This is a genomic window from Streptococcus sanguinis (assembly GCF_019929145.1).
GTDB lineage: Bacteria > Bacillota > Bacilli > Lactobacillales > Streptococcaceae > Streptococcus > Streptococcus sanguinis_U.
Map to the genome: position 1 here is coordinate 441017 of NZ_JAHZOW010000001.1, position 24915 is coordinate 465931.

Annotated in this window: 21 protein-coding genes; 17 read left to right on the forward strand and 4 right to left on the reverse strand. The window is 45.2% G+C overall.

The window, feature by feature from the left end:
• Positions 1-6 precede the first annotated feature (6 nt).
• Positions 7-747 carry an amino acid ABC transporter ATP-binding protein gene (locus tag K1I94_RS02195; RefSeq protein ID WP_002895249.1) on the reverse strand — a complete coding sequence of 247 codons (741 nt, stop codon included), beginning with the start codon at positions 745-747 and terminating at the stop codon, positions 7-9.
• The gene (locus tag K1I94_RS02200; RefSeq protein WP_223314265.1) at positions 747-2915 is read right to left on the reverse strand and encodes an ABC transporter substrate-binding protein/permease; all 2169 of its coding nucleotides are present in this window, start codon (positions 2913-2915) and stop codon (positions 747-749) included. Before K1I94_RS02200 ends, K1I94_RS02195 begins: the two co-directional genes overlap by 1 nt.
• Positions 2916-3110: 195 nt before the next feature.
• Between K1I94_RS02200 and K1I94_RS02205 the strand changes: the two genes are divergently transcribed.
• The 8 genes from K1I94_RS02205 to K1I94_RS02240 all read left to right on the forward strand — a co-directional run bounded on the left by K1I94_RS02205 (position 3111) and on the right by K1I94_RS02240 (position 10149).
• Positions 3111-4046, forward strand: coding sequence for a CPBP family intramembrane glutamic endopeptidase (locus K1I94_RS02205; protein ID WP_223314266.1), 936 nt, complete (start codon positions 3111-3113; stop codon positions 4044-4046).
• A gap of 76 nt (positions 4047-4122) precedes the next feature.
• The gene (locus tag K1I94_RS02210) at positions 4123-5070 is read left to right on the forward strand and encodes a CPBP family intramembrane glutamic endopeptidase (RefSeq protein ID WP_223314267.1); all 948 of its coding nucleotides are present in this window, start codon (positions 4123-4125) and stop codon (positions 5068-5070) included.
• A gap of 160 nt (positions 5071-5230) precedes the next feature.
• Positions 5231-7219: an excinuclease ABC subunit UvrB gene (uvrB, locus tag K1I94_RS02215; protein ID WP_223314268.1), complete on the forward strand. Its 1989-nt coding sequence runs from the start codon at positions 5231-5233 to the stop codon at positions 7217-7219.
• A 106-nt stretch (positions 7220-7325) separates the two neighbouring features.
• Positions 7326-8102 carry a hypothetical protein gene (locus K1I94_RS02220; protein WP_149565415.1) on the forward strand — a complete coding sequence of 259 codons (777 nt, stop codon included), beginning with the start codon at positions 7326-7328 and terminating at the stop codon, positions 8100-8102.
• 121 nt (positions 8103-8223) lie between these two features.
• On the forward strand, positions 8224-8769 hold the full coding sequence (locus K1I94_RS02225) for a DUF1697 domain-containing protein (RefSeq protein WP_223314269.1): 546 nt from the start codon (positions 8224-8226) through the stop codon (positions 8767-8769).
• A gap of 32 nt (positions 8770-8801) precedes the next feature.
• Positions 8802-9248: a hypothetical protein gene (locus K1I94_RS02230; protein ID WP_223314270.1), complete on the forward strand. Its 447-nt coding sequence runs from the start codon at positions 8802-8804 to the stop codon at positions 9246-9248.
• A 92-nt stretch (positions 9249-9340) separates the two neighbouring features.
• Positions 9341-9808, forward strand: coding sequence for an 8-oxo-dGTP diphosphatase (locus K1I94_RS02235; RefSeq protein WP_223314271.1), 468 nt, complete (start codon positions 9341-9343; stop codon positions 9806-9808).
• 44 nt (positions 9809-9852) lie between these two features.
• Positions 9853-10149 (forward strand): hypothetical protein, encoded by a 297-nt coding sequence (locus K1I94_RS02240; RefSeq protein ID WP_002900174.1) that lies wholly within the window; start codon positions 9853-9855, stop codon positions 10147-10149.
• A gap of 120 nt (positions 10150-10269) precedes the next feature.
• Here K1I94_RS02240 and K1I94_RS02245 read toward each other — a convergent pair whose 3' ends face one another.
• Together K1I94_RS02245 and K1I94_RS02250 are read right to left on the reverse strand one after the other, a co-directional pair.
• Entirely contained in the window at positions 10270-10803 is a 534-nt protein-coding gene (locus K1I94_RS02245) for a transcription repressor NadR (protein WP_002897397.1), read from the reverse strand.
• 20 nt (positions 10804-10823) lie between these two features.
• Positions 10824-11348: a membrane protein gene (locus K1I94_RS02250; protein WP_002904666.1), complete on the reverse strand. Its 525-nt coding sequence runs from the start codon at positions 11346-11348 to the stop codon at positions 10824-10826.
• A gap of 274 nt (positions 11349-11622) precedes the next feature.
• Between K1I94_RS02250 and K1I94_RS02255 the strand changes: the two genes are divergently transcribed.
• From K1I94_RS02255 to K1I94_RS02295, 9 genes are all read left to right on the forward strand, one after another.
• Positions 11623-11961, forward strand: a complete 339-nt coding sequence (locus K1I94_RS02255) for a zinc ribbon domain-containing protein YjdM (protein ID WP_223314272.1) — start codon at positions 11623-11625, stop codon at positions 11959-11961.
• A 7-nt stretch (positions 11962-11968) separates the two neighbouring features.
• Entirely contained in the window at positions 11969-12601 is a 633-nt protein-coding gene (locus K1I94_RS02260) for a Pr6Pr family membrane protein (protein ID WP_002904665.1), read from the forward strand.
• 271 nt (positions 12602-12872) lie between these two features.
• Complete coding sequence (gene pyrR / locus K1I94_RS02265) at positions 12873-13391, forward strand: bifunctional pyr operon transcriptional regulator/uracil phosphoribosyltransferase PyrR (RefSeq protein WP_002904664.1); 519 nt, start codon at positions 12873-12875, stop codon at positions 13389-13391.
• A gap of 8 nt (positions 13392-13399) precedes the next feature.
• A complete protein-coding gene (locus K1I94_RS02270; protein ID WP_125347999.1) occupies positions 13400-14683 on the forward strand; it encodes a uracil-xanthine permease family protein in 1284 nt (427 codons plus the stop codon).
• 107 nt (positions 14684-14790) lie between these two features.
• Positions 14791-15708: an aspartate carbamoyltransferase catalytic subunit gene (locus K1I94_RS02275; RefSeq protein WP_002917113.1), complete on the forward strand. Its 918-nt coding sequence runs from the start codon at positions 14791-14793 to the stop codon at positions 15706-15708.
• Between the two features lie 114 nt (positions 15709-15822).
• Positions 15823-16899: a carbamoyl phosphate synthase small subunit gene (locus K1I94_RS02280; protein WP_223314273.1), complete on the forward strand. Its 1077-nt coding sequence runs from the start codon at positions 15823-15825 to the stop codon at positions 16897-16899.
• Positions 16900-16922: 23 nt separating this feature from the next.
• Positions 16923-20102, forward strand: a complete 3180-nt coding sequence (carB, locus tag K1I94_RS02285; RefSeq protein ID WP_223314274.1) for a carbamoyl-phosphate synthase large subunit — start codon at positions 16923-16925, stop codon at positions 20100-20102.
• Between the two features lie 268 nt (positions 20103-20370).
• On the forward strand, positions 20371-21309 hold the full coding sequence (locus K1I94_RS02290) for a metal ABC transporter solute-binding protein, Zn/Mn family (protein ID WP_002906389.1): 939 nt from the start codon (positions 20371-20373) through the stop codon (positions 21307-21309).
• Between the two features lie 9 nt (positions 21310-21318).
• On the forward strand, positions 21319-24864 hold the full coding sequence (locus tag K1I94_RS02295; protein ID WP_223314275.1) for a pneumococcal-type histidine triad protein: 3546 nt from the start codon (positions 21319-21321) through the stop codon (positions 24862-24864).
• The last annotated feature ends 51 nt before the right edge of the window (positions 24865-24915 follow it).

Consider the following 24915-nt stretch of genomic DNA (forward strand, 5'->3'; position numbering starts at 1 on the left):
TTGGTTTTATACATTCAGTACCTTGTCCAAGAAATCCTTGAGACGTGGATGCTGTGGATTGTCAAAGATTTGGTCAGGTTTGCCGTCTTCTAAGAATTCACCGTCAGCGGTAAAGATAACGCGGTTGGCTACCTGACGGGCAAAGCCCATCTCATGGGTCACAATCAGCATGGTCATACCTTGCTGGGCCAGATCCTTCATAACGTTGAGAACGTCGCCGACCATTTCAGGGTCAAGGGCAGAAGTAGGCTCATCAAAGAGCATGATGTCTGGATTCATGGCCAGACCGCGGGCAATTGCCACCCGCTGCTTTTGACCGCCGGACAGGCTGTCAGGGCTGGCATCTGCCTTATCAGCCAAGCCGACCTTTTCCAAGAGCTCCATTCCCAGCTTATTTGCCTCGTCTTGAGTCAAGCGCTTGTGCTCAACAGGAGCAAAGGTGATATTTTCCAGAACAGTCATGTGCGGGAAGAGGTTGAAGTGCTGGAAGACCATACCGATATTTTCTCGGACCAGATCCACATCAGTCTTCTTGTCTGTCAGATCAAAGCCGTCAACCGTGATAGTCCCGCTGGTCACTTCCTCTAGCAGGTTGAGACTGCGCAGGAAGGTTGACTTACCAGATCCAGAAGGACCGATGATACAGACCACATCTCCCTCGTAGAATTTAGCAGTAATCCCCTTTAGGACTTCGTTTTCCCCGTAATATTTATGAAGATCGTTCACATCGATTTTTAATTTTGCCATTACTTAATCCTCTTTTCTAAGCGTTTTGCCAAGCGGGTCAAGAGCGTGATAATGATGAGATAGAGCACGGCTAGGATAGCATACATCCGGAAACTCTGATAGTTACGGGCGATGATGTCTTTACCTGTTTTGAAGAGCTCGGCCAGTCCAATAGCTGAGACAATCGTTGTATCCTTGAGCGCAATGACAAACTGATTAACAAAGTTTGGTAGCATAATCTTGGTTGCCTGTGGCAGGATAATCTTGCGCATGGTCTTGGAATAGGAAATCCCTAAGCTGCGGCTGGCTTCCATCTGTCCAACTGGTACGGCCTGGATACCTCCACGGACAATTTCAGCGATATAGGCGCCAGCATTAAGAGAGAGGGCGATGGTTCCTGCAACGAAAGCATTGATTGGGCTTTGTTGACCAGTCATGGATTCGATTAGGTTAGGAATCCCCCAGAAGATAAAGGCTGCCACAATCATCAGTGGAATACCACGAATGACATCGACAAAGATTTCTGCAATCCAGCGCAGCGGTTTATAAGGGCTGACGCTGAACATACCAAAGATAATCCCGATGACCATAGCAATCGCAAATGAAATCAGAGCCAAGGCAATCGTCACTCCCAGACCTTTAAGAAGTTCTTGGTAGTTGTTTTGCAGCAAGCCCCAAATAGTGGACTCATCTACAGTAGATTCCTTTTCCTCGCTAGCCAGATACTTGTCTAAAATCTCTTGGTACTTGCCGCTTTCTTTGAGGTTGGCCAGTCCATTGTTAAACATCTCAATCAGCTCAGGATTGCTGCCTTTTTTGACTGCGAAAGCGACTTGACCGCTTGGTGTACCTTCGATAGGTGTTTTAAGTTTCTTGCCTTGTTTGATGGCGTATTTGACAACGGGCTCATCATCCATCACAGCTGCGACAGAGCCAGTATTAAGGCTGTCATACATTGAAGCTGCATCTGAGAATGTTTTAATAGAGTAGCCGTACTTACTCTTGTTTTCCTCAAGGAAAGTCTGAGAAGCGGTACCAGTTTTGACACCGACTGTCTTGCCCTTGAGTTCCTCGTAGGACTTGATATTGCTGCTGTCCTTGACTGCCAAGATAGAGTTGGCCGTATAGTAAGGATCCGAATAATCAAAAGTTTTCTTACGGGCATCTGTGACAGACATACCGGCGATGATTCCGTCAGCCTGACCGGTCTGAACGCTATTAATAGCTGCATCAAAGCCAGGGTTGGTTACTTCCACGGTAAAGCCTTGGTCTTTGGCAATAGCCTTAATCAGCTCCATGTCAATCCCAGTGTATTGGTTGCTGTCATCTTGGAAGACAAAAGGAGCAAAAGATGAGTCGCTGGCAATGATGTATTTGTCTTTTGTCGGAGTAGCTTTTTGACCCGCAGGAGTAGAAGTCTCTGGAACAGCTGAGTCAGAGCTGCCCTTAGAAGAAGTCCATTTATTAATGATTTCATCCAGACTGCCGTCTTCATTCATCTGTGCCAAAGCTTCGTTAAACTCAGTAACTAAGTGCTCGTGCTTGCTGCCTTTTTTGACACCAAAAGCAAAGCTTCCAACAGCCTCACCCTTCATAGAAATTTTCAGGTTTTGACCTTGATTGATGGCGTACTCAATGACAGGCTGATCATCCATCACTGCATCAACATCACCTGCTGAAAGGCTATTATACATCAAGTCACCTGTGTCAAAGGTTTTGAGAGTGTAGCCGTACTTATCCTTGCTCTTCTCAAGGAAACGTTGGGCAGCTGTACCGGTTTTGACACCGACTTTCTTCCCTTTCAGCTGTTCATATTTGCTGATGGTGTTTGCCTTGGTCGTCGCGATAACGACCTTAGTGTCATAGTAGGTATCAGACATGGTAAAGACTTTTTCGCGCTCGCTTGTCTTGGTCATACCAGCCATGATGGCATCCGCCTGGCCGGCTTGGACGGCATTGACAGCTGCATCGAAGCCCGGGAAGCTCATGTCAATGTCCCAGCCTTTGATTTCTGCGACCTTGTTGATGATATCAACGTCAATCCCCTTGTAAGTCTGATCAGAATCTTTAAATTCAAATGGTGCGTAAGCAGTATCGGATACGATTTTGACTGTATCTGCCTGGGCTGTCGCCCCTAACGCAAAAAATGGAAATAATGTTAGCAAAACTGCTAAGAATTTTTTCTTCATTTTCTTCCTCCTTTTTAGCATTCTAGCATTATAGCAAAAAATCACTGATTAGGCAAATTTCTCCTGTTTTTATGTTAGGTTTTCTGACATATAAACTCTGAATTTCTCGCAAAAATAGCCGCAACTTTTCTTTGTTCTTAGAGCAAAGTCTGCTATACTGGAAATAAATGAAAGCAAGGATAGAATGAGGTTCTTATGAAAAAATCACGTATCTTGGACGGAGTCAATCAAGCTCGCTTTGTCCCTCCCTATCTGTTGTCGCTAGTGCTAGCAGTTGTTTTCGTGCAAGGAGGACAACAATTGGCCTATCTGGCTTTGGAGCCAATTTCGGCTGGCCTCAGTCTTATGCTAGGTTTCTTAGGGCAAGGAGGATTCTTTGAAATCTTCTTCAATTTTGCCCTGCCTTTTCTCTTGTTCGGCTTTGTATTTATGATACTGGCTCTCTTTCTTTGGGTGCGCTGGGCTGAAGGACGGCCGCTCGCGACTCTAGGCTTTGTCAAAAAAGGAAGCTTGGTGGAGCTAGTCAAAGGATTTGCAGTAGGTTTTCTCCTCTTTAGTTTAGTCGCTCTGCTTATGCTGTTGAGCGGAGCTGGCTCTTTCGAATGGGGACAGCTGACACTGGAACCTTTTCTCTATATCTTGATTTTGCTTCCGCTTTGGATGATTCAGGGTGGAGCAGAAGAGCTAGTGACACGGGCTTGGCTGCTGCCAGTTGCTGTCAAAAAGACCAACCTGCCCATCGGTTTGCTGACTTCGAGCCTGCTCTTTGCACTTTTGCACCTTGGCAATCCAGATATTGGTATTCTTCCCATTCTTAACATTGCTTTATTTGGCCTCTTTGCAAGTCTCTATCTGCTCCGGACGGACAATGTCTGGGGGATTATAGGACTTCATGCTGCTTGGAACTTTAGCCAAGGCAATATCTACGGTTTCAGCGTTAGTGGTACTGGTGTGGACGCGGCAGTCCTGAACTTTATTCCAAAGACGGAATGGATATGGCTGACTGGTGGAGCTTTCGGCGCTGAAGCTTCTATTTTCAGCTCGCTCATTCTCTTGATGGCTGTCCTCTATTTGCTTCTAAAGATGAAAAAAGACGGTAGTTTGACAGAGATAGTGGGAAAGATAGAATAACTGTGCGAACAGCTTTCTTTTGCTCTTCCTAAAATAATATGCTATAATAAATTAAAATGAGGAAAGGAATAATTATATGTTTAAATCTCGTATGTTGGATGCTATCAAGCAATCGCGTTATATTCCGCCGATTTGGTTGGCTATCTTGATTGCTATAGGTTTTGTTTATGTAGGTCGTTTTGCTGGAATGTTCGGAATGTTTCCGATTGGGCTTGTTATTGGTATTTTGTTCCGTGCGACAAATCCCACTAGCGGCCAAGCAGCACTTATGGAATTTCTCCGTCACTATAGTCTATTTTTTGAACTATTTACTTTCTTTTTTATCGCTCTTACTGTCTTTCTCTGGGTTCGATATCGTGAGAAGCGTACTTTTTCTAGTCTGGGATTTTATAAACAGGACTGGTTCAAAAATCTCCTCAAAGGCTTCCTTATCGGAGCAGTTCAGTTTTCGCTGGTTGTTGTCTTGCTCTTGGTGACAGGGACAGGCAGTCTGAAATTAGGTCAGCTTAACTTGCAGTCTTTGATTTTTGTCCTAGCTATCATTCCTTTCTGGATTCTCCAAGGTGGGACAGAAGAACTGGTGACGCGTGGTTGGCTCTTTCCAGTAGTTAGTGCTAAGTCAAATATCTTCATTGGTATCTTGATTTCCAGTGCTCTATTTGGGGCTCTGCACCTCTTTAACCCTGGTGTGACCGTTCTTTCTATTGTCAATATCATACTAGACGGTATCTTTGCTTGTTTCCTTATGCTCAAGTATGACAATATGTGGGTACTGGCTGGTATGCACGGTGCTTGGAATTTTGTGCAAGGGAATATCTATGGTATTCAGGTCAGTGGCCAAGGAGCATCTACCTCAATCTTGAACTATAGCTCACAATCTTCTGTGGATTTGCTGTCCGGTGGAGCCTTTGGTGCTGAAGGATCTATTTTTGCTAGTATCGTCCTGATTGGCTGCATTGCTTATCTTTACTGGTCACTCAAAAAAGAAAATCGCCTGCCTCAAGCGCTGAACTTTAAGAAATAACCATTTCGCCCAGTTTAGCTGGGCTTTTTTATGTCTTTTAACGAGATGTATGACTAGGGACAGAAGATGGTAGAAGCGTGGCCATTCTACCTACACCCAAATTCAGAGAAAATAGGCCAAATATGGTAAAATAATAGAAGCACAATTTGAGGAATAAAAGATGATTAACAGAATAACAGATAATAAATTTGAATTGGTTTCTAAATATGAGCCTTCAGGTGACCAACCCCAGGCTATCGAGCAGCTGGTGGATAATATAGAGGGAGGAGAGAAGGCCCAGATTCTCATGGGGGCGACTGGTACTGGTAAGACTTATACCATGAGTCAGGTTATTGCTCAGGTCAACAAGCCGACTCTGGTTATCGCCCATAATAAAACGCTGGCCGGCCAGCTTTATGGTGAGTTCAAGGAGTTTTTCCCCAATAACGCGGTGGAATACTTCGTTTCCTACTATGATTACTACCAACCTGAGGCCTATGTTCCTTCCAGCGATACTTATATTGAAAAGGATAGCTCGGTCAATGACGAGATTGACAAGCTCCGTCACTCAGCAACATCAGCCCTTTTGGAGCGCAATGATGTGATCGTCGTGGCTTCGGTCTCTTGTATCTATGGTCTGGGTTCGCCTAAGGAATACTCTGATAGTGTAGTTAGCCTGCGTCCTGGCCTAGAGATTTCTCGTGATAAGCTGCTTAATGACTTGGTAGATATCCAGTTTGAGCGCAATGACATTGACTTTCAGCGGGGGAAATTTCGGGTTCGTGGTGATGTGGTAGAGATATTCCCAGCTTCTCGGGATGAGCATGCCTTTCGAGTAGAGTTTTTCGGAGATGAGATTGACCGGATTCGTGAGGTTGAAGCCTTGACAGGACGAGTCTTGGGTGAGGTGGACCATTTGGCCATCTTCCCAGCCACTCACTTCGTGACCAATGAAGACCACATGGAAGTAGCTATTGCTAAGATTCAGGCCGAGCTGGAGGAGCAGCTTGGTATCTTTGAGAAGGAAGGCAAGCTTCTGGAAGCCCAACGCTTGAAACAGCGTACGGAGTATGATATCGAAATGCTGCACGAGATGGGCTATACTAACGGTGTTGAGAACTATTCTCGCCACATGGATGGTCGAAGCGAAGGAGAGCCTCCTTATACCCTTCTGGACTTTTTCCCGGATGATTTTTTGATTATGATTGACGAGAGTCACATGACCATGGGACAGATTCGGGGCATGTACAATGGCGACCGCTCTCGTAAGGAGATGCTGGTTAATTATGGTTTCCGCCTGCCGTCTGCCTTGGACAACCGTCCGTTGCGCCGGGAGGAGTTCGAGAGCCATGTTCACCAGATTGTCTATGTATCGGCTACGCCGGGTGACTATGAAAATGAACAGACGGATACTGTTATTGAGCAGATTATCCGGCCGACAGGGCTTCTGGATCCAGAAGTGGAAGTCCGCCCAACTATGGGGCAGATTGATGACCTTTTGGGAGAAATTAATGCCCGTGTCGAAAAGAATGAGCGAACCTTTATCACAACCCTGACCAAGAAGATGGCGGAAGACTTGACGGACTACTTTAAAGAAATGGGTGTCAAGGTCAAGTACATGCACTCGGATATCAAGACCTTGGAGCGGACTGAGATTATCCGTGATTTGCGCTTGGGTGTCTTTGACGTTTTGGTTGGGATTAACCTGCTGCGCGAGGGAATCGACGTGCCTGAGGTTAGTCTGGTTGCAATTCTTGATGCAGATAAGGAAGGTTTTCTCCGTAACGAGCGTGGCCTAATCCAAACCATTGGCCGGGCAGCCCGCAACAGCGAGGGACATGTGATTATGTATGCGGACACCATCACCCAGTCCATGCAGCGAGCTATTGATGAAACTGCCCGCCGTCGGGCAATCCAGATGGCATATAATGAAGAGCACGGCATTGTACCGCAGACCATCAAGAAAGAAATCCGTGACCTGATCAGCGTGACCAAGGCTGCCCTGCCAGACAAGGAAGAAACTGTCGAAATCGAAAGCCTCAACAAGCAAGAGCGCGAGGACATGGTCAAGAAACTGGAAGGCCAAATGCAAGAAGCTGCCGGACTTCTGGATTTCGAGCTGGCGGCGCAGATTCGCGATATGATTCTGGAAATAAAGACGATGGATTAGAAAATATAGTTAGCACCAAAGTTGCAAGCTAAGCTCTTAATTGCTTCTCTAGTCAATGAGTCACTATGTGAAAAAAAGTTAGAGAAGTTTAAGTGGGGGAATTGAAGTGAAAAAGGATTTAATTAAACTAATATTTATTTTCTTTATTTCAATTTTTGTCATAGGCATGTTACCTATAGTTCAATTTATTTGGGCATTTATGCCGACAAAACTTGTTACAAAAGAGGAAAAGCAGCATATTGAATATGTTGTGAACACAGCTTTTGAAGATAATTTAGGATTGAAGGTTAAGAACATAGAGATTCCAACTTGGGTTAGCCATGTTTCTTATGAATATGATGTAAAAGTTCAACTGACAGAAGGCGCAAACAAAATTTTAACAGATAAGTTAGAAGAAGGGACTTTTTCCTATTACGCTAATAGTGACGATGAACCATCTTCGATACTAAAAGATCTTATATTTTCTTCTGTCTTAGATACAAATTCTCATCCTATGTTGAATACCTTATATTTTGATAAAGAGTCTGTTCTAAAGCCAGTGAAATTTAAGGAGCTGAGAACAGATTTAGATTACGATGTAACTGATGACCAAAAAGGGTTTTATCGTGATTTGGTTCAAATTAAAAAAGAACTAAAGTATAATCCCAAGACAGGGAAGTATGAAGCATCGGCAGAAGAAATAAAGGATTTGAGAAAAGATTTCATTCGTTTATCGGAAAATTACGAGGTTCTGTTGTTTTTCGATCTATATCTGGAAGGAGATATTCCTGAAGGTGCGAGTTTAAGTGACTATATTGATTTTACTAGCTTACCCAAAAATGTTTATGTAGTTGTTTGGGGAGAAAATGGGAAATTAGATAGCAATGGTTTTCAGGCGGAATGATTTAGATGGCGATACTACATTTTGAATTGAATTAAGAACAATATAAAAATGATTTATTACTTAAAAATTGATAATTCGTATAAAGTTTGAATATCTATTTAGAAATAAACAAGGAGCACACATGCGTTATGCACTTTTACTCCGTGGCATCAATGTCGGCGGAAAAAACAAGGTCGTTATGGCTGATTTGAAGAAGGATTTAGCAGAGTTGGGTTTTGAAAACCCAGTTTCCTACATCAACAGCGGCAATCTTTTCTTTGATAGCGAGGAGCAGGAGGAGAGGATTCGGGAGATATTGTCGGCTTATTTCAGTCAGTCTTACGATTTCCCTCTGCCTTTCGTCCTTGTCAGCTCTACCATGCTTGAAAAAGAAAGAGCCAATCTGCCTACTTGGTGGCAGGATGAAACAGCCTTTCGGCGAGATGTTCTCTTTTATCTGCCGGAGACAGACAAGGAGAGCGTTCAAGAGCTGGCAGGCAGCTGGGCGAATGACAAGGAGCAACTGCATTTTGGGCAGACGGCTTTCTTTTATAGAAATGCTGACCAAGCGGACTATCTCAAGTCCAACTATCATAAGAAACTGCTCAAGTCCAGTTTCTACAAGCAACTGACTATCCGAAACGGCAAGACTTTCCAGAAGATTGTGGAGTTGGTTGGAAATGAGTGAGCTAAATATGGAAGATAAAAGGTGAAAAAATAGTGAAGCAATGGAAATTTTCAAGTAAAGTTATTTGGTTAGCACTCTATATTTTGTTATTTATCTTTGTTTTACTACATTTTATATTGAGTTTCTTTAGCTTGTCCTTTACTCCGCTCTTGTGGAACAAATGGCTTTTTCTTCTGGCAGCTGTTATATTTTGCCACTTATGGTTTCTCTTCTTGAAAAATAGAGAGTTCCGCTGGTTCCATCTTGTCTGGGCAATTCTGAGTGTATTTCCTGCTCTTTTTGCATGGTTCTTTGTTTTCTTTCATTTTTCCATCGTCGGATCAGAAAATTCTGTCCCGATTAATATGGACTATGTTACTAATGATAGTGAAATTATTTTGCGAAAGGGCTTTTTATTAGGTGAATATGATGAACACCATGATTTAGTAAATCCCTATATCATGAAAACCAAGGTCAATCGCGTTCGGTATATTGATTAATAATTTGCAAAGGTTCTCTACTCAACAAACTTGCTATGAGCTATTACAATGTCACTGTAAAATTCTCCATTTGTGTCGAAAGGAAAAAACCCATGTCACGTTCCCAAAAAACAATCCTAACAAACATCTGCCTTGTTGAAGATGTATCGCGCGGTAAACTTCTAATGCAATATCGCTCTCCTGAGCGCTATCCTTGGTCTGGATATGCTTTTCCGGGTGGTCACATTGAGAAGGGTGAGTCTCTCCATGATTCAGTTGTCCGTGAGATTTTAGAGGAAACGGGTTTGACTATTACTCATCCGAAATTGGTCGGAGTAAAGAACTGGCATACGGATGAAGGGATTCGCTACATCGTCTTTTGTTACAAAGCGACCGACTTTTCTGGTCAGATTCATTCGACAGAAGAGGGCGAGATTTCTTGGGTAGACAAGGATAGCCTGCCTCAGCTGGACTTGGCCTACGATATGCTTGAACTTCTGCGTATGATGGAAGATGAGGAATTATCTGAATATTACTATCACGAGCGGATCGAAGGTGGCTGGCGAAAAAGTATGTATTAAAAAATGTTTCCTTTTGTGTCTGAAGTGCAAAGATAGAAAGGTGGATGACTGTCATGATTTCATTATGGATTGCTATTGTTGCATTTTTTCTTTTGGGCTTAAACCATTTTTTTCCTTCTAGAAATGCTGGATTCGGTTTGAGATTTCCATTTGCTTTTCATACTTTAAAAGGATGGAAGCAGAGCCAATCTAGGTTTTATAGATCAGTGATTTTGCTTAATTTACTCATTTTTCTTTATTCTTTGTACACAGATTTAAACGAGATTAGGGTCTTGGTCTTGTCAATTATTAGTATTGTATTTTCTGGAATATTAATTTTTTTAATTTCTTTTAAAGAATAGTTTGCTTGTTTTATCAGTGATTTTTATAGCGACTATCTATCATTTGAAAGCCGGTTGGCGCAAGAGTATGTACTAAAAAGACTGATTAGGTTGGGGCCTAATCAGTCTTTTTCTTGCTTGTTATTTATCCTGTAAAAATCCTAGGTCTCTCAAGGCAGATTCTACATAGTCCAAATCCTGCTGGGAGTCGGCTTGTACTAGGTGATAGTGGACTCCATCTGTCAACTCAGATAAGGGGCGAAAGGCACAGGATGCGACCTGTTGGAGAAAATGCTGGACATCTCGGCGGCAGGTCAGCTTCAGATAAGTCTGAATTTCGCCGTAAACTGGATGCTCAACCAAAATAGTCTGCACGCGGCCGCCATTATCCACGATAGCCAGCAGCTCAGCTTCCATATCCTCAGCCCTATGCTGAACCTTGAAGAGCTGATAAACAGCAGTGCTTTCTTGGCGGTCTTTATAAAGATATCCACGATTGGTTGAGAGGATGGGGGCACCATCAGCCCGCAAGAGGGCGATATCTTGCACGATAATCTGCCTGGTCACATGGAAATGTTCAGCCAGTGACTGGCCATTGAGTGCAGCAGATGATGTTTTCAAAAGGTTTAATAGTTCTTCTCGTCTTTGCTTGGTCATAGCTTCATTGTAAACCAAAAGTCAGGAATCTTCAAGATCTAGCGAATCTTTTTCAGCGCTTGATAGATGAACTTAGCAATGACAAAGTCGACCATGCTATGGATGACCGTACCAAGTCCAACCAGACCAAATAAGATATAGAAAGCATTAGCAGGATAGGCAGAAGTCGTGTAAAAGAGGATGCAGACGACCACTTCACCAAAGGCATGAATCAAGGCCAGTAGGAAGTTAAATATCCAAGTCTTCTTCTGGCTGTCCAGTGTGTCCGGGTGCTTTTGCAGATAAAGAGCGCCGATGCTAGCAAAGAGCAAGTGGGACAGGGCTCTAAGAGTGATGATAAAAGGAAGTCCGGACATTCCAAACCCAATAGCAGACCCAATCACGACAATCACCGTCATGAGAGGGGAAATAAACATAGCCAAAAAAATAGCGACATGGCTGGCTAAGGTGAAGGAAGCGGGCGGTATGACAATTTTAATCGGCATAACTAGTGGGATAACAATAGCTAGTGCAGTCAAAAAAGCGGTCAGTGTCATAAACTGATTTTTAGATCTTGGTTTCATAGTGACTCCTTTTTATCTGTATATACACTAGTATAGTACATTGTTTTTGCAGAAAGGTCAAGACCTGTAGGAAATCCTAAAAGAGATTTGTCAAAATGCTCAAAATAGCTTATACTAGAAAGGTATGGAAATAGGAGTAAACTAGATTTTTAGGATTTAGTTGACCGTCACATCGATTAGTGTTCTGCTGAACTTGAAAAATGAAAGAAGAGCTTAATCATATATAGAAGGCTGGTATGGAAATTTAGCAGCCTTGACTAGAAATGGAGAAAAAATGAACAACTTATCAAACTGTCCCAAATGTAATTCAGAGTATGTTTACGAAGATGGAACGCTCTTGGTCTGCCCAGAGTGTGCCTATGAATGGAATCCTGCTGAGGTCCAAGAAGCAGAAGAAGGACCAGTAGCGATCGATGCTAATGGCAATAAGCTGGCTGATGGCGATACAGTTACCTTGATTAAGGACCTAAAAGTCAAAGGTGCACCTAAGGATCTCAAGCAAGGAACGCGCGTGAAAAATATCCGCATCGTAGAAGGCGACCATAATATCGACTGTAAGATTGACGGCTTCGGTGCCATGAAGCTCAAGTCAGAGTTTGTTAAGAAAATTTGAGGCCTCTATGAATCGTCGTTTTATCTTAATTTATCGAATTATTCTTTTTATCCTGGCCTTTTTGGGTGTGTATCTGGAAATTACTAAGTATGGCGTAGGCATGCTTATGTACTATACGGTTCTGTCCAATCTCTTGGTCCTGCTCTTTACGGGCTATCTGGTCTATCTGATGATGAGAACTGGCGATGCTTGGAAGGCGCCAAAAATCTTGAGAATCAAGGGTGGGGTAACCATGTCCATCATGATTACTTGTGTCGTTTATCACCTCTTGCTAGCCCCAATTGCGACAGATTTTTACCGTCTAGAGAATTTTCTGTGTCATTATATAGTACCCTTGGCTTTTCTTCTGGATACAGTAATCTTTGACAAATCGCGCCAGTACCGCTGGTTTGATCCGATTTCTTGGACGAGTGTGCCTTTGGTCTACATGGCCTTTGCTCTCTTTAATGGCTTTTTCTTGAAAATTGATATTCCAAGATCCAAGGACAATCCATTTCCTTACTTTTTCCTCAATGTCTTTAAGAAAGGCTGGCCTTATGTCATCCAGATGTGTCTGATTATCTTTGCAGCCTATCTGGTTTTTGGTTTTGTCTTTTACGGGATAAAAGCTATCTCTTTCTCAAAAAAGAAGACTTCTTAGAGACTTGTACTTGTAGATGAAAAACAGATTTCACTAATCCTTATTTAGTCAAACAGAAAAAATACAATTTTTTTCTTGAAATAGTTTTGAATTTGTGATATAGTATAAAAAATTAAATAATCCTTTAATTCTATCCAGAGAGATAGACAAGGAGCAAGTAAAAAGATGGGTGGAGTGTAAGCAAGTGCGTCTTGTTTTAGCTTGCCTGACTAGATTTTTCTGAAGTCTCCTTGTAATAAGGAGACTTTTTCTGTTGTTTGAGGAGGAAAGAATGAAAACAAAAGAAGTTGTCGATGACATCACCATGAATCGCGCGATTACGCGGATTACCTATGAAATCATCGAGCGCAACAAGGACTTGAACCAAGTAGTCTTGGCTGGCATTAAGACCCGCGGGGTTCACTTGGCACACCGCATTCAGAAGCGGTTGGCTCAGTTGGAGAATATTGATATTCCGGTCGCAGAAGTAGATACCAAGCCTTTCCGAGATGATATCAAGGTTGAGGAAGATACGACAGTGATTCCAGTAGATATTACCGACCGTCAAGTAATCCTAATCGACGATGTCCTCTACACAGGACGGACCATTCGAGCAGCTATTGACAATCTGGTCAGTCACGGACGGCCGTCTAGGGTTGGTCTGGCTGTCTTGGTAGACCGTGGTCACCGTGAGCTGCCTATACGGGCAGACTATGTTGGCAAGAACATTCCGACTAGCCAAACTGAGGAGATTATCGTTGAGATGACCGAGACAGACGGTCAAGATCGCGTGTTGATTATGGGGGAGTAATAAGCTAAATGAGTCAAGATGTTAAGTATGATGTGCATGATATGCCAAAGCCAGGTCTGCTTTTAGGACTATCCTTTCAGCACTTGTTCGCCATGTTTGGGGCGACGGTCTTGGTACCGATTCTGGTGGGAATTGACCCCGCGGTAGCTCTTTTTTCCAGCGGTCTGGGGACACTGGCCCATCTGACTGTTACCAAGTACAAGATTCCGGCTTACATGGGATCCAGCTTTGCTTATATCGCAGCTATGCAGATGCTGATGAAGACAGATGGTATCGGAGCGGTTGCTCAGGGAGCCATTACCGGTGGTTTGGTTTATTTCATCGTAGCACTGATTGTCAAGTTTGCTGGTAATGCTTGGATTGACAAGGTGCTGCCGCCAGTAGTGGTAGGGCCTATCATCATGGTCATCGGTCTGAGCTTGGCTGGGACAGCTGTTAGCGATGTGATGAATAAGACTGTAGCTAATGGCGAAAAGGTGTATGATTTGACCTACTTCATTATCGGAATGGTCACTCTCTTGGCAGTCATCCTCTTTAATATCTATGGTAAGAAGATTGTGGGAATCATCCCTGTCTTGCTAGGCTTGATAGTCGGCTACATCTTTAGCTTGATTCTAGGAATCGTGACTGGGCAGGAAATCGTTTCTTTTGCCAAGGTAGGAGAAGCTTCTTGGTTCCACCTTCCGCCCATGAGTCTGCCTTTCTTGGACTACGATGTGAAATTTTATCCTAGTGCGATTTTAACCATGGCGCCTATTGCCTTTGTAACCATGACAGAACACTTCGGGCATGTCATGGTACTGAATAGCTTGACAGGTAAGGACTTCTTCAAGGATCCAGGACTGGACAAGACCTTGACTGGTGATGGTCTGGCTCAGATTATTGCAGGGCTTTTCGGAGCACCGCCGGTGACTAGCTATGGAGAGAATATCGGAGTCATGGCGCTCAATAAAATCTACAGCGTCTATGTCATTGCTGGCGCAGCAGTGCTGGCTATTGTCATGAGCTTTGTGGGCAAGGTCTCAGCCCTGCTCCAATCCATCCCGAGTCCTGTGCTGGGTGGTATTTCCATCGCCCTCTTTGGGGTAATTGCTTCGAGCGGTCTCAAAATTCTGATCGAAGCACAGACCAACTTTGACAATAAAAAGAACCTCTTGATTGCCAGTGTCATCTTGGTATCTGGCATCGGCGGTCTGACCTTGCAGCTGTCGGGTCTGCAAATCTCAGGAGTTGCCTTATCAACTATTCTGGGAATTGTCCTCTATCTTGTTCTGCCTGAGCCCAAGGATTGAGCTAGGCGCTAAATCATTAACTTTCGTTCAAAAATAGCTTGCTCTCAGAGCGACTTTACTTGCAGCACTCTGGAAGCCCTCATTCTTTCATAAAGGAGAATTACATCATGTCATCCAATCAAATCGCTCTTAAGAACCTTGTTTCTATGGAAACTCTGTCAAATGAAGAAGTTATGGCCTTGATTAAACGCGGAATCGAATTTAAAAATGGCGCTAAAGTCCATTATGATGAGCAGCATATCGTGTCTAACCTCTTCTTTGAACCTTCGACTCGTACCCACAAAGCCTTTGAGGTAGCGGAGTTGAAGTTGGGTTGCGATCTTCTGGACTTTGATGTCAAGACCAGCTCGGTCAATAAAGGAGAAACCTTGTATGACACTATCCTGACCATGTCTGCCCTCGGCGTTGATGTTTGTGTCATTCGTCACCCTGAAGTGGACTATTACAAAGAGCTTGTCGAAAGCCCAACCATTACGACTTCTATCGTAAACGGAGGAGACGGTTCTGGTCAGCATCCTAGCCAAAGCTTGCTGGATTTGATGACCATTTATCAAGAGTTTGGTCGCTTTGAAGGACTCAAGGTTGCGATTGCTGGTGACTTGGACCATTCACGCGTGGCTAAGTCAAACATGCAGATTCTCAAGCGATTGGGGGCAGAGCTCTACTTTGCTGGACCGGAAGAATGGCGGAGCCAAGAGTTTGCGGACTATGGTAAGTTTGTCACCATTGATGAGGTGATTGATCAAGTGGATGTCATGATGTTCCTGCGCGTGCAGCATGAGCGTCATGACTACGAGTCCATCTTTTCTAAAGAAAATTACCACAGACTGCATGGTCTGACTCAAGAGCGTTATGACCGCATGAAAGATACGGCGATTCTGATGCATCCGGCTCCGGTTAACCGTGATGTAGAAATTGCGGATCATCTGGTCGAAGCACCAAAATCGCGTATCGTTGAACAAATGACTAACGGCGTCTTTGTCAGAATGGCTATTATCGAAGCGGTTTTGAAAGGTCGTCAATAATCTCGGACAGTAGGCCGGGAGTGGGTGAAGCTGTGTGAAGCAATCCCACTCCCTATTATTATATATCTTATGTGGATGGTCGTGGGCGGTCTGCATCTTGGACAGGAGGGAACAATGGCAAAGAGACTTTTAATATTAGAAAATGGCATGATTTTCGAAGGGGAAGCTTTTGGAGCGGATCTTTTCGTGACAGGCGAAATCGTCTTTAACACAGGCATGACGGGCTATCAGGAATCGATTACGGACCAGTCTTATAACGGCCAGATTTTGACCTTTACCTATCCCTTGGTTGGAAATTATGGTGTCAATCGGGACGATTATGAATCCATTCTGCCGACCTGCAAGGGAGTGGTGGTTTATGAGTATGCACGTCGTGCCAGCAATTGGCGCCAGCAATTGTCTTTGGATGAGTTTCTTAAAATCAAGAAGATACCAGGCATTTCGGGAATTGATACAAGGGCGCTAACCAAGATTATCCGCCAGCATGGAACCATGCGGGCAACCATTGCCAATGCGGATGATAGTATTGAGCATTTGCAAGACCAGCTGCAGGCGACTGTTCTGCCAACTGATAACATCAAGCAGGTGTCTACCAAGCAGTCCTATCCAGCTCCGGGAACGGGTCGCAGTGTGGTATTGGTGGACTTTGGTCTTAAGCATTCTATCCTGCGGGAGTTAGCCAAGCGCAACTGCAGCGTGACAGTGGTGCCATATGATACCAGCGCTGAGCAAATTCTCCAGCTCAATCCTGACGGCGTCATGCTGTCCAATGGACCGGGAAATCCGAAAGATGTGCCGGAGGCTTTGGACATGATTCGTGGTGTTCAGGGCAAGATTCCAATTTTCGGAATCTGTATGGGACATCAGCTCTTCTCCATGGCTAACGGTGCCAAGACGCATAAGATGAAGTTTGGCCACCGTGGCTTCAACCATGCGGTGCGTGAGATTGCGACAGGCCGAGTTGACTTTACCAGTCAAAATCACGGCTACGCAGTCAGTCGTGAGGATTTGCCAGAATGCCTGATTGTGACTCATGAAGAAATCAATGATAAGTCTGTCGAAGGTGTGCGCCATCGGGACTATCCAGCTTTTTCTGTGCAGTTCCACCCGGATGCTGCGCCGGGACCGCATGATGCAGATTATCTCTTTGATGAGTTTATGGAAATGATGGATGCCCATCAGGCTTACTAGGAAGCAAGATTGAGAGGTGCACTATGCCAAAACGTAAAGATATTCAGAAAATTATGGTCATCGGTTCTGGTCCTATCGTTATCGGTCAGGCTGCGGAGTTTGACTATGCCGGGACCCAGGCTTGCCTGTCCTTGAAAGAAGAGGGCTACAGTGTCGTCTTGGTTAATTCTAATCCAGCGACCATTATGACGGACAAAGAAATTGCAGACCGAGTTTATATCGAGCCTATCACGCTGGAGTTTGTTGCGCGGATATTACGTAAGGAGCGGCCGGATGCTCTGCTGCCTACTCTGGGCGGCCAGACTGGACTCAATATGGCCATGGAACTATCCAAGTCAGGGCTTTTAGAAGAGCTGGGAGTGGAACTCTTAGGGACCAAGTTATCGGCCATTGACCAAGCGGAAGACCGGGATCTCTTCAAGCAGCTGATGGAAGAGTTAGGCCAGCCCATCCCTGAGTCAGAAATTGTCAATACAGTTGATGAAGCACTGGAATTTGCGGCTGACATCGGCTATCCAGTCATTGTCCGTCCAGCATTTACACTGGGAGGAACTGGCGGCGGTATCTGTAGCAATGAGGAAGAGTTGCAGGAAATCGCAGAAAACGGCCTCAAACTCTCTCCGGTTACCCAGTGTCTGATCGAGCGCTCCATAGCGGGCTTTAAGGAAATCGAATACGAAGTCATGCGGGACGGCGCAGATAATGCGCTGGTTGTCTGTAATATGGAAAACTTTGACCCAGTCGGCATCCACACAGGGGATTCAATCGTCTTTGCACCTAGTCAGACTATCTCAGACTATGAATACCAGATGCTGCGGGACGCCAGTCTCAAGATTATCCGTGCGCTGAAGATTGAGGGGGGCTGTAATGTACAGCTGGCTCTGGACCCGCATAGCTTTAAGTACTATGTCATTGAGGTCAATCCTCGGGTTTCCCGCTCATCTGCCCTTGCCTCTAAGGCGACTGGCTATCCGATTGCCAAGTTGGCAGCGAAAATCGCGGTCGGGCTTACATTGGATGAAATCATCAATCCGGTGACAGGCTCTACCTATGCCATGTTTGAGCCGGCTCTGGACTATGTGGTCGCTAAGATTCCACGCTTTCCATTTGATAAGTTTGAGCAGGGTGAGCGCCGTCTGGGAACCCAGATGAAGGCGACCGGGGAAGTCATGGCTATCGGGCGTAATATTGAGGAGAGTCTGCTCAAGGCTTGCCGTTCTCTTGAAGTTGGTGCGGACCACAACGAGTTGCCTGCTCTCAGTCAAGTAAGCGATGACGAGCTGATGAGGAAGATTGTCAAGGCGCAAGACGACCGACTTTTCTATATCTCAGAGGCCATTCGCCGCGGATACAGTCCGGATGAAATTGCTGAGTTGACTAAGATTGATGTTTTTTTTCTGGATAAGTTACTCCACATTTACGAAATTGAGCAGGAGCTGGCCAGTCATATCGGAGATAGCTATGTGCTCAAGAAAGCCAAGCAAAATGGCTTTGCGGATACTAAGATTGCAGCCTTGTGGGACATGACAGCCGAGCAGGTGCGTCGCATCCGGCAGGAGCAGAAGATTGTGCCGGTTTACAAGATGGTGGATACCTGTGCTGCTGAGTTCGAGTCTGCGACGCCTTATTTCTATTCTACCTATGGCTTTGAAAATGAATCTGTCAAATCCAGCAAGGAATCAGTTCTGGTGCTGGGCTCTGGTCCTATCCGAATCGGACAGGGGGTCGAGTTTGACTATGCGACTGTTCATTCTGTAAAGGCTATTCAGGCAGCTGGCTATGAAGCGATTATCATGAATAGCAATCCAGAGACTGTATCGACTGACTTTTCTGTCTCTGACAAGCTCTACTTTGAGCCGCTGACCTTTGAAGATGTCATGAATGTCATTGAGCTGGAGCAGCCTAAAGGAGTTATCGTACAGTTTGGTGGGCAGACAGCCATTAATCTGGCAGAGCCACTGTCCAAGGCAGGTGTTAAGATTTTAGGTACCCAAGTAGCGGACTTGGATCGAGCTGAGGACCGGGATCTCTTTGAGCAAGCGCTGAAGGAACTGGATATTCCGCAGCCGCCGGGTCAGACAGCCACTAATGAAGAGGAAGCAGTAGAGGCTGCTCGTAAGATTGGCTTCCCCGTTCTGGTGCGGCCTTCCTATGTCTTGGGTGGTCGTGCTATGGAAATCGTAGAAAACGAAGCGGATCTACGCTCTTATATGCGGACAGCGGTTAAGGCCAGTCCAGACCATCCGGTTTTGGTTGATTCTTACATTGTCGGTGATGAGTGTGAGGTTGATGCTATTTCTGATGGTCGTCAGGTCTTGATTCCTGGGATTATGGAGCATATCGAGCGGGCAGGAGTTCACTCAGGGGATTCCATGGCGGCCTATCCTCCACAAACCCTATCTCAGAAAGTCAAGGATACTATTGCAGACTATACCAAGCGTTTGGCTCTGGGACTCAACTGTATCGGCATGATGAATATTCAGTTCGTCATCAAAGATGAGCAGGTCTATGTCATTGAGGTCAATCCACGGGCCAGCCGGACTGTTCCTTTCTTGTCCAAGGTGACCGATATTCCGATGGCGCAAGTAGCGACTCGTTTGATCCTTGGGGAAACTTTGGCAGAGCTGGGCTATGAGGACGGTCTTCATCCAGAAAGTTCCATGGTTCATATCAAGGCGCCAGTCTTCTCCTTTACCAAGCTGGCGAAGGTCGACAGTCTCTTGGGACCTGAAATGAAGTCTACCGGCGAAGTTATGGGCAGCGACCGAACTTTGGAAAAAGCGCTCTACAAGGCTTTTGAGGCTTCCTATCTCCATCTGCCAAACTTTGGTAATGTCGTCTTTACTATTGCAGACGATAGCAAGGAAGAAGCCCTGCAGCTGGCTCAGCGTTTTGCCAATATTGGCTATGGTATCTGGGCAACCAAGGGAACAGCCTCTTATTTTGAAAATCATGGCCTACACGTCCGTCTGGTAGAAAAAATCGGCAGTGATGATAACAAGGACATCCCAGCCTATATCCGCAAGGGCAAGGTTCAGGCTATTATCAACACGGTCGGAACCAAGCGGACAGCAGATAAGCATGGTCAAATAATCCGCAGCTCAGTTATTGAGCACGGAGTTCCACTTTTCACAGCCTTGGACACAGCTGATGCCATGCTGAAAGTGCTGGAAAGCCGCAGTTTCACTACAGAAGCGATATAGAACGATTTTTGACTTCCAGATTGTCATTTTACCGTCTGCAAGTCGGAAAAGTAATCTTTGAGAAAAGCATCTGTCCAAGCTTATTCTGTCCTTGAATAGTAATATTAAATAACCTTTCAATATATTGGAATTAAAAGCAAAGAGGAAGTGGGAAAGAATCTTACTTCCTTTTTGCTTTATTTTCTTAAAAAAACTTGACAAAGAAGTTGACAAGGTGTATGATATTAACCGGTTAATAAACCGGTTAATAATTAGTTAAGGAGATATTGTGAAACACGCTTTAAAATTCTCAGCATGCCTTAGTCTGCTGGCCCTGGCCTTGTGTCTCTGGGGGTGTCAGTCACAAAAAGAATCTAGTCCATCCAGCCCGCCGCAAGGCTTGAAGATCGTAACCAGCTTTTATCCTATTTACTCCATGGTTAAGGCTATATCGGGCGAGCTGAATGACGTGCGCATGATTCAGTCTAGTAGCGGCATTCATGATTTTGAGCCTTCAGCCAATGATGTGGCAGCCATCTATGAGGCAGATGTCTTTGTCTATCACTCACGGACCTTGGAGTCCTGGGCTGGAGAGCTGAATCCTAGTCTCAAGAATTCCAAGGTTCAAGTCCTTGAGGCTTCCCAGGGAATGGAGTTGGATCGAGTCGCTGGCTTGGAAGATGTCCAAGCGGGAGAGGGAGTGGATGAGAAGACGCTCTATGACCCCCATACCTGGTTGGATCCTCAGAAGGCCGCAGAGGAAGCTCAGATTATCGCTGACAAACTGTCGGAGCTGGATAGCGACCATCGGGATACTTATCAGGCCAATGCTCGAAAATTTCAAGAAGAGGCCAAAAAACTGACAGAACGCTATCAGGAGATTTTCGATAAAGCGCCCAACAAAACCTTTGTCACCCAGCATACAGCCTTTTCTTATCTGGCCAAGCGCTTCGGGCTGACCCAGTTGGGCATTGCGGGTATTTCACCGGAGCAGGAGCCTAGTCCGCGTCAGCTGACAGAGATAGAAGACTTTGTCAAGGAGCACCAGGTGAAGACCATTTTTGTGGAAAGCAATGCTTCTTCCAAAGTGGCTCAAACCTTGGTCAAGGCAACAGGTGTACAAATTAAGGAGCTGAATCCTCTGGAAGCAGACCCAGCTAACCAACTATCTTATTTAGAAAATTTAGAAAAAAATCTAGCAGTTTTAGCTAAAGATTTGAAAGGATAAAAGACAATCATGAAAAAGAAATATTTCCTTGTTTCAGCAGCTGTATTAGCTCTCGGCGTCGGAACTTATGGGCTTATCCAATGGCAAGTTCAACCTCGAACTCAGACCAAAGATAACAAAGTAGCCTATATTGAGGACAAGACTTCGGGTGACAAGACGGATAAAAATTTGACACCTGACCAAATCAATGATGAGGAAGGTATTGAAGCAGAGCAGATTGTCGTGAAAATCACAGATCAGGGCTATGTCACTTCCCATGGAGACCATTATCATTACTTTGATGGAAAGGTGCCTTTTGATGCCATTATCAGCGAAGAGTTGATTATCCGAGATCCTAACTACACGCTGCAGCAAACAGATATTGTCAATGAGGTCAAGGATGGTTATATCATCAAGGTGGAGGGGAAGTATTATCTCTACCTCAAGGATGCCAAACATACCAGTAATGTCCGCTCAGTGGATGAGATTGCTAGGCAGAAGAAGCTGCATAAGACCAAGGAAGAAGGCGATAGTGGCGAATCTTCCACTGCAAAATCAAGCAAGACTCGCGATTTCAGCCAGCCCAGCAAGTCCTTAGCTGCGGGAAAGACGGCAGCAGACCTTGCAGGAGTTTCTTACCAAGGCCAAGGGGGATATAGGACGGATGATGGTTATACGTTTAGTCCGTCTGATATCATCGAAGATACTGGTGATGCTTTTATCGTGCCGCATGGCGGGCATTTTCACTACATTCCTAAGAGCGACCTGTCACCAGCAGAATTGGCTGCGGCTCAGAGCTACTGGAATAGCAGGCAGACCGGAGGAAGTGTGAATCCGCCTAACTACGGTAGGACAATAGCTTCTTCCAACACATGGAATCAGAATAGTGCTATCAATCAGGGTGGGCCAGTCTCAAATCCGTCTCCACAGCTGCCAAATCATTCAAAGATTGAGCAGCCAAGTCCTGGCTTAGCGGTTACTCAGCCGAATCCGCCAAATCCGCTTCAGCCGACTCAACCATCTCAGCCATCTTTACCAAGTCTGCTGCAGCAACTCTATGCCCTGCCTCAGTCTCAGCGCTATCATGAAGGAGACGGCGTGGTGTTTGACCCGCTGAAAATCAGTCGTCGGACAGAAAATGGGGTCGTTATACCCCACGGAGACCATCATCATTTCATTCCTTATGACAAGCTGTCAGACTTGGAAGCGAAGATTGCCCGCTTGATTCCTATTGGTTATACTTATGAGCCGCTGGGCGATCCACTGCAAGCTTTGAAGCCTCAGCTACCATCACAGCTTGATCACGACCATGGTTTTCATGCGGAGGCTGTCATTGGCAAGGACGACCAAGGCTACATGGTATCGCACGGAGACCATGCTCATTACTTTTACAAGAAAGACTTGACTGCTGAACAGATTCAAGCAGCGGAGCGGGTCTTGGCTAAGCAGCAACCAGTAAAACCGTCTGCAGCAGTCAATGACGCTGAACGTTATTCACGCGATGCCAGCGATGAGGAAAAGATTGCTTATATCTGCCAAACCTATGGCGTTCCCAAGGAGGCAGTTCGCATTTCAAATGGCTTCTTTGTTTTTAATAACCCTGATCAGGCCTATGATCCGACGCATATCCACCCCTATGCTGTCCGCAAGGAGCATGTTCGCATTCCTCTGGTAACAGGCAATGCAGAGCTGGACTTCATGAATGAACTCTACACAACAGCCTTGCGCTCAGGTCTTTCGCCTTACAGTCTGCAGGTGGAAGATGGTCAGTTTGTTATTCCTCATGGCGACCATAACCACTATATCAAAATCCAGTCCAAGGGCGCAGCAGAAGCCTTGAAAAATCGTCTGCCTCAGATTCAATCTAAGTATGAGCAGGGCGATTATGATGAGGCTGCTGTTTTGCAAAAAGTAGAAAGCCTAAAAGCAGACAGTCAGCGTCTCTATGCCGATGATCCTCTTATGCAGCGGCGGATTGAGCTTGCTTTGGGGCAGTTTGTAGAAACCATGAAGAAGCTGCCAAGCAACTCAACAGCTGGTTATCTGAGCAGTCTGGATAACTTTGATAAGCAGTTTATCCATGTGGATCAGACGGTCAAGCCAATCCAAGAGACCGAGCTGGACAAGAGCTATCAAGGACTTTTGGAGAGAATGAACCGACTTGACACGGATAGCTATGGACTGAAGAAAGCTGACTTGCTACAGCGTCTGCAAAATGCTTATGCTGGCCAGAATCAAGCTGAAATGGCAGAGCTAGGACAATTACTATCAGCTTTAGAAGATTATCATGATCGGACAGGCGTCACAGCGGTTGATTATATTCGCTATTTCTACCAAGCATTAGAGGATGGGCGCTTGACCCCTGAGCTGCGCAGAAAAGCAGCTGGGCTGACCTTGACTCTCTATAAGTCTCAAGCCTTTATAGAAGCGACCAATCTTCAGCAGCTTTTCCCTGCCCTCTATCAGACTAAGAAAGAGATTACAGCAGCCCTTGCTAGCGGCCAACCTTCTCCGTCCTATGAAAAAACCGATCTGGATCAGGGAGAGCCAAATCAGCCAACCTACAAAGCCATGATTTATGACTTTTTGAAGGGGATTTATGATGATTTTGGCACCTCGGATGAGAGCGAGAAGAGCGCTCAAGCCCTTGTCTTTCTTGGAAAAGCTCAGGAACTGCTTGGAGAAGTAAAGGACCAAAACAGCCGGGCAGACTATGCAGCTAGAATCTTGGAATTAGGCAAGGAGTTAAAAAGCAGCAGCTCGGATAAGCAAGCTCTGCTGGCAGCAAGTCAGAAGCTTTTGGATCAGATGAGCCGAACTATTGCCGGACAAAAGGAAGAGCCAGCTAATACGGAAAATCAGGAAGTTTATCAACAGCTTTATAATCTGCTCATGTCGATCCATCAGTATTTGGAAAAGAATCAAGGTAGTGAGCAGCAATACCAGCAGCTGGACCAGCTTTTTGATAAGCTTGGACAGAGAGCTACAGACAAGAAAGAGCTGCTCAAGGAAATCCTAGCCTTCCAGCAGTCACTCGTCCATCCTGAGGGGGCAAGCGACTCTGATTCTCAGCATAGGGACGATGACGTCTATCACTTTAATCTGCAGGATATGGTCGGAGCGGACGAGCAAGGCTATCGAGTAGCCCATCTGGACCACGAGCATTATATCTACAAGAAAGACTTGTCAGAAGCTGATCGTCAAGCAGCAGATGCCTATGCGGTGCAAAAAGGCTTCCTAAAAGCACAGGCTGAACAGCCTGCTTCTAGTCAGTCATCCAGCAGCAGTGCTCCAGAAACCTCGCAAACTAGCAATCTACCTTCCGAATCTGCTACTAGAGAAGCAGCTCAAAACCAATCTGACAAACCAGCAGAAGCTTCGACAACTGCAAATCCAGCTGGTCAATCAAGCTTAGCAGCGAGTTTTGGCATGTCAGAGGAAGCATTCAACCAGAAATTGCAGGAGCTTTCTCAGCTCTACGGTGTCAGCCCAGAGACTTTCAGCTACAATCCAGCAACCAGAAGCATCAGCTTTACAGGAGCTGACGGCCAGCTGAAAATTGTTCAGATTAGCTAAGCTTACATTTTGATTTAAAATAATAAAACGAATGATGAAGATCAAGCCAAG